This is a genomic window from Litchfieldia stipae, from assembly GCF_014837155.1.
GTDB lineage: Bacteria > Bacillota > Bacilli > Bacillales > Bacillaceae_L > Litchfieldia.
Genome location: NZ_JACYHA010000005.1, coordinates 45504 through 58082 on the forward strand (window position 1 = coordinate 45504; position 12579 = coordinate 58082).

The 12579-nt window shown below is 38.0% G+C and carries 10 protein-coding genes; 1 reads left to right on the forward strand and 9 read right to left on the reverse strand.

All coding sequences use genetic code 11. The features are described 5' to 3' along the window. Positions 1-130: 130 nt before the first annotated feature. The 5 genes from hemB to hemA are packed head-to-tail and all read right to left on the reverse strand — an operon-like array spanning position 131 to position 5048. Positions 131-1114, reverse strand: a complete 984-nt coding sequence (gene hemB, locus F7888_RS07745; protein WP_191778606.1) for a porphobilinogen synthase — start codon at positions 1112-1114, stop codon at positions 131-133. Positions 1115-1128: 14 nt separating this feature from the next. Further along, positions 1129-1899 carry a uroporphyrinogen-III synthase gene (locus tag F7888_RS07750; RefSeq protein WP_191778607.1) on the reverse strand — a complete coding sequence of 257 codons (771 nt, stop codon included), beginning with the start codon at positions 1897-1899 and terminating at the stop codon, positions 1129-1131. Next, a complete protein-coding gene (gene hemC / locus F7888_RS07755) occupies positions 1899-2828 on the reverse strand; it encodes a hydroxymethylbilane synthase (protein WP_191778608.1) in 930 nt (309 codons plus the stop codon). Before hemC ends, F7888_RS07750 begins: the two co-directional genes overlap by 1 nt. A gap of 12 nt (positions 2829-2840) precedes the next feature. After that, positions 2841-3674 carry a cytochrome c biogenesis protein gene (locus F7888_RS07760; protein WP_191778609.1) on the reverse strand — a complete coding sequence of 278 codons (834 nt, stop codon included), beginning with the start codon at positions 3672-3674 and terminating at the stop codon, positions 2841-2843. Positions 3675-3689: 15 nt separating this feature from the next. Beyond that, a complete protein-coding gene (gene hemA, locus F7888_RS07765; RefSeq protein ID WP_191778610.1) occupies positions 3690-5048 on the reverse strand; it encodes a glutamyl-tRNA reductase in 1359 nt (452 codons plus the stop codon). 281 nt (positions 5049-5329) lie between these two features. On the opposite strand from hemA, the gene F7888_RS07770 reads away from it, so the two are divergent. Continuing rightward, on the forward strand, positions 5330-5821 hold the full coding sequence (locus F7888_RS07770) for a LiaI-LiaF-like domain-containing protein (RefSeq protein WP_318246249.1): 492 nt from the start codon (positions 5330-5332) through the stop codon (positions 5819-5821). 199 nt (positions 5822-6020) lie between these two features. Here F7888_RS07770 and yihA read toward each other — a convergent pair whose 3' ends face one another. From yihA to clpX, 4 genes are all read right to left on the reverse strand, one after another. Then, positions 6021-6602, reverse strand: coding sequence for a ribosome biogenesis GTP-binding protein YihA/YsxC (gene yihA / locus F7888_RS07775; RefSeq protein ID WP_191778612.1), 582 nt, complete (start codon positions 6600-6602; stop codon positions 6021-6023). Continuing rightward, positions 6603-8918 (reverse strand): endopeptidase La, encoded by a 2316-nt coding sequence (gene lon / locus F7888_RS07780; protein ID WP_412095986.1) that lies wholly within the window; start codon positions 8916-8918, stop codon positions 6603-6605. It lies immediately after the preceding gene. A 200-nt stretch (positions 8919-9118) separates the two neighbouring features. Beyond that, entirely contained in the window at positions 9119-10801 is a 1683-nt protein-coding gene (gene lonB / locus F7888_RS07785; RefSeq protein WP_191778614.1) for an ATP-dependent protease LonB, read from the reverse strand. A 264-nt stretch (positions 10802-11065) separates the two neighbouring features. After that, positions 11066-12337 carry an ATP-dependent protease ATP-binding subunit ClpX gene (clpX, locus tag F7888_RS07790; protein WP_191778615.1) on the reverse strand — a complete coding sequence of 424 codons (1272 nt, stop codon included), beginning with the start codon at positions 12335-12337 and terminating at the stop codon, positions 11066-11068. Positions 12338-12579 lie beyond the last annotated feature (242 nt).

The window sequence follows — 12579 nt, forward strand, 5'->3', positions numbered from 1 at the left end:
TAGTCCATCTCTATTACTATGTAAAATAAATCAAAATTCCTATATACAACAAAAGGAGTCATTAGCAGTATGGTTGCTTTCTCTTAAAGCTTTCCTCAAAAGTATCTGCAAATAACTCCTTTCATCCTTTTTATTTATCTTCAGCTAACCAACGTGCAACGTCTTTTGAGAAATACGTAATAATTAAATCTGTGCCAGCTCGCTTCATGCTCGTCAGCATTTCCATCACGATTTCTTTTTCATTGATCCAGCCATTCGCGGCAGCTGCTTTCACCATTGAATACTCACCACTAACATTATAAGCAACAACAGGAACATTGAAGTTATTCTTCACATCACGAATAATATCCAAATAAGATAGGGCTGGCTTTACAATCATGAAATCTGCACCCTCCTGAAGATCACTTTCAGCTTCTCTTATAGCTTCCAAACGGTTCGCAGGGTCCATTTGATAGGTTTTACGATCTCCAAATTGTGGAGTGCTATGTGCCGCATCACGGAATGGGCCATAAAATGCTGAAGAATACTTCACACCATAAGACATAATTGGAATATGACCAAATCCTGCTTCATCTAATCCGTAACGAATTGCAGCAACGAAGCCATCCATCATATTAGAAGGAGCAATAATATCAGCCCCAGCCTTCGCTTGGCTTACAGCTGTTTTTGCTAATAAATCTAATGTTGGGTCATTAAGAACCTGTCCACCCTCAACAATGCCACAATGACCATGTGAAGTATATTGGCATAGACATGTATCTGCAATAATAACAAGCTCTGGATAATGCTCTTTTACCACTCGAGTTGCTTGTTGAACGATACCATTATCATGATAAGCTTGAGTTCCCAGCTCATCCTTGTGATCTGGCACACCAAACAGAATCACAGACTTAATACCTAAGCTGACCACTTCATCTATTTCTTTCACTAACAAGTCTAATGATAAATGAAACACACCTGGCATAGATGGTACTTCATTTCGTTTATTTTCACCTTCGACAACAAAGATTGGGTAGATTAAATCATCCACACTAAGATGTGTTTCACGAACTAATGAACGTAAATTGGCCGAATGACGTAGTCGTCGATGACGATTAAATTGTAACTCTTGCATTTTGTATTCCTCCTCTATTTTTCGTAAAACCGAACCAGCTCTGATAACATCTCTTTCGTTGTATACACAGCAGGACAAACGTGAACATCTATCTCAGCCTTAATAAGAGCGTTTTCTGTAATTGGACCTATACAGGCAATTTTAACCTCTTTCAACCACTCTCTCCAAGGGTGTCCTTCTACCAACTTCAAGAAGTTTACAACTGTTGATGGACTAGTAAATGTAATCACATCTACTTGCTTCTCTCTTAATATCTCGATAAGCCTATCCTTTTCACTTTCATTTTCTCTATTTTCGTAAATAATTAAATCATCAACGACTCCACCAGCTGCTTGCAATTCAGTTGGGATATGAGATCTTGATAAATTCCCTCTTGCAAGTAAAAATCTTTCACCAGGTTTTATCATTGGTTTTAGAGCAGCAGTTAAGCCTTCTCCCACAAAATCAGTAGGAATGACATCGGCTTGATATCCTTTTTTCATCAATGCTTCATTCGTCTTTGTACCAACCACTGCTATTTTAGGTAAAGCAGATTGATGAACTACCATTGCCTCAAAAAAGAAATCAACCCCATTTTTACTAGTAAAAATGAGCCAATCATATGTATCTAGCTTAGCAACTTTTTCTCTGATATCTGCATTACTTTCCGGATATGTAAAGGCGATAAGAGGAACTTCAATTGGAATTCCTCCTAGTTCTTTTATTTGTGTAGAAAATTCATTTGCCTGGTCTTTTCCTCTCGTCACTAAAATACGTGTACCAGAAAGAGGAAGACGTTCGCCCATTACTGATCAAGCTCCTGTTTCACACGATCTATTAAATCCTTCGCACCTAATTCAGATAGCTTAGCAGCTGCCTCATGTCCTACCTCCATCGCATCAGTACCGCGAACGATTTCTTTGTAAATTGTTTTTCCATCCGGAGAGCCAACAAGGACAGTTAATGCTACTTCGTCTTGGGTAAGTTCAGCAAACCCAGCGATTGGCACCTGACAACCACCTTCCATTTTGTGAAGGAATGCACGCTCAGCAGTGACGGTCTTTGAAGTTACGAGGTCATTAAGCAATGCTAACGCATCTAAGAGCTCATGATCATCCTCACGACATTCGATTGACAATGCGCCTTGACCTACTGCTGGTAAACACACATCTGGATCTAAATAGTCTGTCACAACATCCTTAGACCAGCCCATACGAGCCAACCCAGCCGCTGCTAAGACGATGGCATCATATTCATCATTTTCAAGCTTAGCAAGTCTTGTGTCGATGTTTCCACGAATCCATTTAATTTCTAAGTCTGGTCGTGTCGCCAGTAATTGAGCACTTCTTCTTAAGCTACTCGTTCCAACTACTGACCCACTTGGCAATTCACTAAATGGCACATGGCCCTTTGAAATAATGACATCGCGATGATCCTCACGGTGTGGGATACAGCCAATTGTTAAGCCTGCAGGTAGAACGGCAGGCATGTCTTTCATACTATGTACAGCCATATCAATTTCCTTGTTTAGCATAGCTTGTTCAATTTCTTTTACAAATAAGCCTTTGCCACCAACTTTTGATAAGGTTACATCAAGGATTTGATCACCCTTTGTTACGATTTCCTTCACTTCAAACTCAAATGGTGCACCTAATTTTTTCAGTTGATCAATTACCCAATTTGTTTGTGTAAGTGCAAGCTTACTTCTTCTTGAGCCAACAATAATTTTCCGCATAGTAGCCTCCTGCTATAAATTCCAGAAATGAAAGCGTGATAAACTTCCAAATAGAAAAAAGTTAATTAATAAAATTAAAAACGATCCTATATTTAATAATGCAATGGATTTCCCTTGAAGTCCAATGACAACTTTTTTATAAATATAAAAGCTGTATGCTAAGAGTACCATAAATGACCCTAATACCTTAACATCATACCAAGGTAATGTGTTAATAGAAATATATGCCCACAGTACTCCTAAAAGGAGCGACAGTAAGAGCATCGGTACTCCGATTACATTTAATACATATGACATATGATCTAGTTTTGACAAATCTTCCAATCTTAACAGGAGTTTCCCCCATTTTTTCTTTTTCAATAGATTATATTGAATCAGGTACAGCATTGAAAAAACAAAGGATAGTGAAAAAGCACCATAAGATAAGATCGCCATTGTAATATGTATCATTAATAACTCTGAAACAAGCTGTCCAGATTCAACTGCTGAGCCTCCATGCTGATTTGGTGCAAAGGTATGTATCGCCATTACTGAAAAACCAATGATATTGGTAAAAAAGACGGTGAAATCAACTCGTAATAACCGATTTATGATTAAAGAGAGAGAAACTAACACCCATGCAAAGAAATATAATCCCTCTATTAAACTTAGAATCGGAAATCTGCCTGTCTCAATGATTCTAAAGACTAAAAAGGCTGTTTGTAAAAGCCATACAAATGCAAGTAACCAGAAGGCAGCTGTGTTTGCCTTCCGGTTATTATGAAGAAAATCTATAAAGTATAAAAGAACACAGATTGCATATAAGATTACCGTCAATTCATGCAGTCTTGTCAGATTCATCTCCATTTTAGAATTCCTCTCCTATGACTGTAGAGAAGGCTCTTTTAATGGACCTAGCACAGATTGCTCCACAACGTCTTTCCGCTGGGATTGCGCTTCTCGTTCAGCTTCTACTGCATCTTCAATATCAAATATCTTCATAAATAGCTCTAATGATTCATCTGCATTTGTATCTGCCGCAAGTTCTTTCACTTTCAAAATCGGATCTTTTAGTAATTGGTTGATAATACTCTTTGTATGTTTGTTTAAGAGCTTTTTCTCACGGTCAGTTAAATTAGGCATTTTGCGTTCAATGCTTTCCATCGTTTCTGCTTGAACAGCTAACGCTTTTTTACGAAGAGCAGAAATCACAGGAACCACACCTAGTGTTCCTAACCATTGTTTGAATTCAACCATTTCTGCTTCAATCATTAGTTCAATCGCTTCAGCAGCTTTTCTACGTTCCTGCATATTTGCTTCTACAATACCTTCTAAATCATCGATATCGTATAAGAATACACTCTCTAGCTCAGAAAGCTCAGGATCTAAGTCCCGTGGAACCGCTATATCAACCATAAACAATGGACGACCTTTTCTCATTCGCTCTACAGTTTCCATCATGTCCTTTGTAATGACATATCCTTTTGCACCCGTTGAGCTAATCATTATATCAGCTTCCATTAACGCGCATTGAAGCTCTTCTAACCTCTTCGGATCTCCATCAAACTTCTTTGCTAACTCCCTAGCTTTTTCAAATGTTCGATTGATAACAGTTACTTTCTTCACTCCACTACCATGAAGATTTTGAACAGCTAACTCACCCATTTTTCCTGCACCAAGTATGAGTACATGCTTATTAGCAATGTTTCCGAAGATCTTCTTTGCAAGCTCAACAGCAGCATAGCTTACTGATACTGCATTTGCACCAATATCCGTTTCAGCATGTGCACGCTTAGCAAGAGTCACTGCTTGTTTGAAAAGCTGGTTAAACACTGTACCAATCGTATTTTCTTGCTGTGCTAATAGGAAGCTTGAGCGAACCTGTCCAAGGATTTGTGTCTCTCCAACTACCATTGAATTAAGTCCGCACGTTACATTAAATAAATGCTCAATTGCTCCATCATTCTCATAGATGTTCAAGAATGGTGTGAATTCAGCTTTCTCAATTCCGAACCAATCAGCTAAAAAAGATTTAATAAAATGTCGTCCTGTATGCAACTGATCAACAACCGCATAGATTTCTGTACGGTTACATGTCGATATGATGATATTCTCTAAAATGCTTTTTCTTGCTTTGAGCTGTTTCATCGCATCTGCTAGATCAGTCGTATTAAATGATAGTTTCTCACGTATTTCTACAGGGGCCGTTTTATAATTTAATCCGACAACTATGACATGCATTCGATGACACCCCCAAAATTTAATTTATAAGTTAAGTAATAGCAATATAGTATAAAACCAATAAGGTCAAAAATATCCAATAAATCCTAATGATATTATAACATGTCTTTATTTTTCCATTCAAAAAAAATGTGAACAGAATGTGAATCTCTATGGTAAGATTTACATAAGAATGATTACATATTAAGAAAAAATGCCCGTCTCCTGTTAAACTTACAAAGAGTACAATACCAAAAAAAACTTTGTTAATCAAGTATTCAATACTACCATATTGGAGGTACATGGTTTTGAAAAAACATAGCATCTTTCCTGGTATCATCTTAATTGGAATAGGTACCTACTTTCTTTTGCAACAGCTAAGCATCACACTCTTTACGGGCTTCTTTTCATGGTCAACTTTGGTGATGATTATTGGGATTGCCTTACTAGTACAAGCCTATAGTGCAAATGACCACAGTCAAATATTACCAGGAGTGATCTTAACCGGATTTGGCTTTCATTTTCATCCAATGAATACTTTGTCCATTTGGCCAGATCATTTTGGAATGCTGGTGTTTATTGTGGCTCTCGGGTTTATCTTGCGATCACTTAAGACGAAGGTTGAGTATTCACAAGGATTTATTTTGATGGCATTTGCTTTATTACTATTAAACTATGATGCTTTTATCAATCAACTTGGAGCATTAGGATCAGGCCTATCCTTGATCACCCGCTTCTGGCCAGTCATCCTCATCGGAATTGGCTTTTATCTATTATTTATTAAGAAGAAATAACAAAAAGAGACTTTTTTGAAGTCTCTTTTTGTTTGATCCAGCACTCTATTAGCCCGCAGCCTGAATACACTCCGCGTCCTGCGGGGTGCCCGGTGAGCCTCCTCGTCACTACGTTCCTGTGGGGTCTCACTTTTGGTCACTCATCCCGCGGGAGTCTCCGTATATTCAGTCTGCTCAGCAGTTTACAAATGCTCTTAAATTACATAAAACTCTTCAAGGCTGCCCACGCTTGGTCTTTTCCTAATCCTGTTTCTGAGGAGAAGACGACGATTTGGTCATTTGGGTCAAAGTTAAGTGTTTGTTTTACAACCTTTAAATGCTTTTCCCATTTCCCTTTAGGAATTTTATCCGCCTTTGTCGCAATAACAATGACAGGAATATTATGATGCTTCACAAAATCATACATCATCACATCATCACTAGATGGCGCATGGCGAAGGTCAACAATTTGAACAACAGCTCTTAGCTGATCTCTTCTTGTTAAGTACGTCTCAATCATCTTCCCCCATGCTGCTCTTTCTGTTTTTGACACCTTGGCATACCCATAACCAGGAACATCGACGAAATGAAGCATTTCGTTAATTAAATAGAAATTCAATGTTTGTGTCTTTCCTGGCTTTGAGGATGTTCTTGCTAATGCTTTACGTGCAATCATCTTATTGATAAAAGAAGATTTCCCAACATTTGAACGACCAGCTAACGCAAATTCTGGTAGGTCTGTATCAGGGTATTGTTCTGGCTTGACCGCACTTATAATTATTTCTGCTTGTGTTACTTTCATTTAATTTACACCTACTAATGCATGTTCTAATACTTCATCTAAGTGTGAAACAAGGACAAACTCTAATCCGCTTCGAACACTTTCTGGAATATCGTCTAAATCTTTTTCATTTTCTTTAGGTACAATCACCTTCGTTAAGCCTGCTCTGTGAGCACTTAACGATTTTTCCTTTAGTCCCCCAATTGGTAACACTCTACCTCTTAAGGTAATTTCTCCTGTCATCCCTACTTCTTTTCGAACAGGGCGACCTGTTAAGGCTGAGATTAATGCTGTTGCAATTGTAATCCCAGCTGACGGACCATCCTTAGGAACAGCACCTTCTGGAACGTGAATATGAATATCATTTTTCTCATGAAAATTAGCATCTATATTCAGTTCATCTGCTTTAGAACGGATATAACTAAATGCCGCTTGAGCAGATTCCTTCATCACATCACCAAGCTTACCAGTAAGAACTAGTTTTCCTTTTCCAGGAGCAAGGGCGACTTCAATCGATAATGTATCTCCACCAAACGCCGTATAAGCAAGACCTGTTGATACACCAATTTGGTCTTCGACTTCCGCTTGACCATAACGGAATTTAGGTTTCCCTAAGAATTCCTCGAGGTTTTTATCTGTGATTACAATTCGCTTACGGTCCTCAGACACAATGATCTTTGCAGCCTTACGACAAATGGTAGCGAGCTGTCGTTCTAGTCCACGCACACCTGCTTCTCGTGTATAATAGCGTATCACATTTTGAATAGCTTCATCACGCATCTGTAATTTACCTTTTTGTAATCCATGCTCATCAATTTGCTTTTGAAGCAAATGATCTTTGGCGATATGAATTTTTTCAAGCTCTGTATAACCTGCAATCGTAATGATTTCCATTCGATCTAGTAAAGGTCCAGGAATCGTTCCTAAATTATTCGCCGTTGCAATAAACATTACTTTCGAAAGATCATAAGGCTCTTCAATGAAGTGATCACTAAACGTACTGTTTTGTTCAGGATCTAATACTTCAAGCAAAGCTGCAGATGGATCTCCTCTGAAATCACTCGACATTTTATCAATTTCATCTAATAAAAAGACAGGATTGACCGTGTTTGCTTTCTTCATTCCTTGAATAATTCGACCTGGCATTGCACCTACATACGTTCTACGATGTCCTCTAATTTCTGATTCATCACGTACTCCACCAAGGGAAATACGAACAAAGTTACGACCTAATGATTTAGCTACTGAACGAGCAAGTGACGTTTTTCCAACTCCAGGAGGTCCAGCTAAACAAAGAATTGGACCTTTTAAAGATTGTGTAAGCTGTTGGACAGCTAGATATTCTAATACACGCTCTTTTACTTTTTCTAATCCATAGTGATCTTTTTCTAGTATTTCTTCTGCACGATGAATATCAAGCTGATCCTCTGTTGCATTCGTCCATGGAAGTGCTAATAGCCACTCAATATAATTTCGAATGACTGCACTCTCAGCAGACGTTTGTGGAATTTTTTCATAGCGATCTAATTCTTTCAAAGCAATTTTTTCAACATTCTCAGGCATTCCGGCAGCTTCAATCTTCTCTTTCAGAGTGGCTACTTCACCTGTCTTACCTTCTTTATCACCGAGTTCCTTTTGGATCGCCTTCATTTGTTCACGGAGATAGTACTCTTTTTGAGTTCTTTCCATTGAACGCTTCACTCGCTGACCAATTTTCTTCTCTAAGGTCAATACCTCTTTTTCGTTATTAATAATTGAGATGATTTTGTTAACGCGTTCTTTCACATCTAATGTTTCTAGAATCTCTTGTTTTTCTTTCAACTTAAGTGGCAAGTGTGAAGCGATAATATCTGCCATTCTACCTGGCTCTTCAATATCTGTCACACTTGAATAGGTTTCAGATGATATTTTCTTAGAAATTTTTATGTATTGTTCAAAGTACTCAAGCATTGTTCTCATCAATGCTTCACTTTCTATATCCTTTGAAGGGTCATCTTCATACGGCTTCACTTTGACAGAAGCGTAATTCTCCTGATCAAGAAAGTCTACAATTTCTGCTCGCGTGAGCCCTTCTACTAATACTCTGATTGTACCATTAGGTAGCTTCAGCATTTGCTTTACCTTTGTTAATGTTCCAACCTTATAGATATCTTCAAGTCCTGGGTCATCTACAGATAGGTCTGTTTGGGTCGTTAAAAAGATGATATGATCTTCTACCATGGCTTTTTCTAAAGCCTGAACTGACCTTTCACGACCAACATCTAAATGTAAAACCATTGTTGGATAAACTAATAAGCCTCTAAGTGGTAAGAGAGGAACAATGATTTCATTTTCCATTGCCAACACCCCAAAATCCATTTATTATAAAAAAATATGTATTATTGCTATTGAAAAGAATTACTTTATCACCTTTGTATCATTCTATCTTATTTGAATAAACGTGTCTATTCGGGTGATTCCATCCGTTATAAAACGAATAGGCTTACATAAGGCTGTCCATCTATTCATACTTTTGGACAGCCTACGCCTTTTTCTCTTTAGACAGATTCTTTTGCAGTTAATGCTGTAGCTGATGCTGACACCGCGTCATTCTCTCCCATATTGATCGTACTACGGGATAGAGCTATTTCGAATACCTCTTCCAAATGGGTAACTGGAATAATCTCAATACCGTCAATTTCTTTTAAGATATTTTGCATATTCTCTTTGGGAATAATTACTTTTTCAACTCCCGCTTGTTTTGCTGCCTTCACCTTCGCAACAACCCCACCAATTGGTTTCACGCCTCCATGAATGCTTATCTCACCTGTCATCGCAATTTTGTGATCAACGGGAAGCTTATGGATGGCTGAATAAATCCCTGTTGCCATTGCAATTCCAGCTGAAGGACCATCGATTGGAACACCACCAGGGAAATTCACATGAATATCATAATTAGCTGCTGGAACCCCCATGGACCTTAATACAGTTATCACGTTTTCAATTGAGCCTTTCGCCATACTTTTTCTTCTAACTGACTTCCCACGATCTCCTATACTTTCTTCTTCAACTATCCCTGTAATATTGATAGACCCTTTATCTTTTTCAGTTGGAATCACTGTCACTTCAATATCCAGTAATGAGCCTGTATTTGGTCCATACACAGCTAGACCATTAACAAGCCCTACCTTAGATTGTTCACCGATTTTCTTCTCTTGTCGTGGAGAAAGCTGGCTTGAATGAATAACCCATTCAATATCGTCTTCTTTAATATCAACGCGATCTTCTGATATCGCAAGTCCAGCAGCAATCTGAACCATATTCACCACTTCACGGCCGTTGCGGCAGTATCCTGCAAGCATTGAGATGCCTTTTTCAGTTGCTCTCATGCCAACCTTTTCAATGGCATTTTCCACGACCTTTTTCAGTTCATCCTGATCAAGCTCTCGAAAGAAAACTTCTAAACATCTTGATCTAATCGCTGGAGGAATCTCATTTGGTGTTCTTGTTGTAGCACCAATTAGACGAAAATCAGCTGGAAGACCATTTTTGAAGATATCATGAATATGTGTTGGGATTTGTGAATTCTCTTCATTATAATAAGCACTTTCTAAAAATACCTTGCGATCCTCCAATACCTTTAGCATTTTGTTCATTTGTATTGGATGAAGCTCACCGATTTCATCGATAAATAATACCCCACCATGCGCATGAGTCACAGCCCCCTGCTTTGGTTGAGGAATCCCAGCCTGACCCATTGCTCCTGCTCCTTGGTAAATCGGATCATGTACTGAGCCAATTAATGGGTCTGCAATGCCTCGTTCATCAAAACGTGCTGTTGTCGCATCTAATTCAACAAATACTGCTGAGTTCTTAAATGGAGATTTCCCATTTCTCTTTGCTTCTTCTAACACTAATCTTGCAGCTGCTGTTTTCCCAACTCCTGGTGGTCCGTAAATAATGACGTGTTGTGGATTAGGACCACATAACGCTGCTTTTAATGACTTTATTCCATCCTCTTGGCCGACAATATCGTCAAAGCTTCTTGGTCGTACTTTTTCAGCCAGAGGCTCTGTTAAAGAGATTGACCTCATTTTTCTTAGCTGCTCCATCTCTTTTCTTGATTCCTTATCGATGGATACCTTCTGTGTACGTTGATTTTTAAGTAAATTCCAAAAATAGAGACCAATAATAATCCCGAAAAACAGTTGTACAAATAATGCGATTCCTGTCCAACTCATAACATACCTCCTGCACTCTGGTTGTATTAGATTTTCTCCTAGCAGAGTGATCACTTCCCCCTAGGAAAGCTCTATCTCTTTGTATCTTCCAACTCAATCCTGTATGTATTGGAAAAATTGTAATTTGGAAGGTTCATTTTTCTAGTATCTCCTGCCTAGAGATGGAATAAACAGAAAAATAGGGATTATCTTCTTAGCAACCACATAAAAAAGCCCGAAAGTGGTGGATTCAACAACCACTTTCGGGCTTTCATTTATTCTTTATTAAGCTGATGTTTTTTCAGAATCGTCATCCTCAATCACTGTTCCATCTTCAAGAAGCAGCTTTGGCGAAAGATTATCTGAAACTGTTTCACTCGTAATAATACATTTCTTAATATCATCTCGAGATGGTAAATCAAACATTACATCACGAGTAATGGATTCAATAATCGAGCGTAAACCACGTGCTCCTGTTTTTCGTTCAATGGCTTTCTTTGCAATTTCTAAGAGTGCTCCATCTTCGAATTCTAATTCAACTTCGTCTAATTCAAGCATCTTTTGATATTGCTTTACAAGGGCATTTTTTGGTTTTGTTAATATTTCAACTAGTGCATCTTCATCTAATGGTTCTAGACTAGCAATAACAGGTAGACGACCAATAAATTCAGGAATTAAACCGAATTTTAATAAATCCTCAGGTAATGCCTTAGATAATAACTCTTTTTGAGATAAATCTTCCTGTTTAAGCTCTGAACCAAAACCAATTACTTTTTTACCTAGGCGTCGCTTAACGATTTGTTCAATTCCATCAAATGCGCCACCTACAATGAATAGGATATTGGTTGTATCAATTTGAATAAACTCTTGATGTGGATGCTTACGTCCACCTTGAGGTGGAACACTCGCAACTGTACCTTCAAGAATTTTCAATAACGCTTGTTGTACACCTTCACCAGAAACATCACGTGTAATCGAAGGGTTTTCAGACTTACGGGCAACTTTATCAATTTCATCAATGTAAATGATACCTTTTTCTGCTTTTTCTACGTCATAATCTGCAGCTTGAATCAGTTTCAGAAGGATATTCTCAACGTCTTCACCAACATATCCCGCTTCAGTTAATGATGTTGCATCTGCAATTGCAAATGGCACATTAAGTATGCGAGCTAGCGTTTGAGCTAGTAATGTTTTACCACTACCAGTAGGTCCAATCATGACGATATTACTCTTAGAAAGCTCTACATCATCAATCTTACTATTTGAGTTGATACGCTTATAATGGTTGTAAACAGCTACAGAAAGAGATTTTTTTGCAGCTTCTTGACCGATGACATATTCATCTAATATCCCAAGGATCTCTTTAGGCTTCGGAACATCCTTGAATTCCACTTCTTCCTCTGTTCCTAATTCCTCTTCAACGATTTCAGTACATAGTTCAATGCACTCATCACATATATAAACACCAGGCCCTGCAACTAATTTACGTACTTGATCTTGTGTTTTACCACAAAAAGAACATTTAAGTTGGCCTTTTTCATCGTTAAATTTAAACATTATGTCACCCCTTATTCTATCTTCTCTATTCTAACTTTTCCTCTTTTTAAACCATTACTTAAATGGGTAAGAGTCTCTCCCTGAACATTGTGAATCAGTAGTATGTACTGAATTGTACCATACATTGCAATTAAACTGGTAATGAAAACCCTTTGGCGAAAATATGTAAGTATTACGAAAAACAATATGTACTATGTAAAAAAATTGAACGATAAAACTGCCCTACTTCTATCATTCCCATT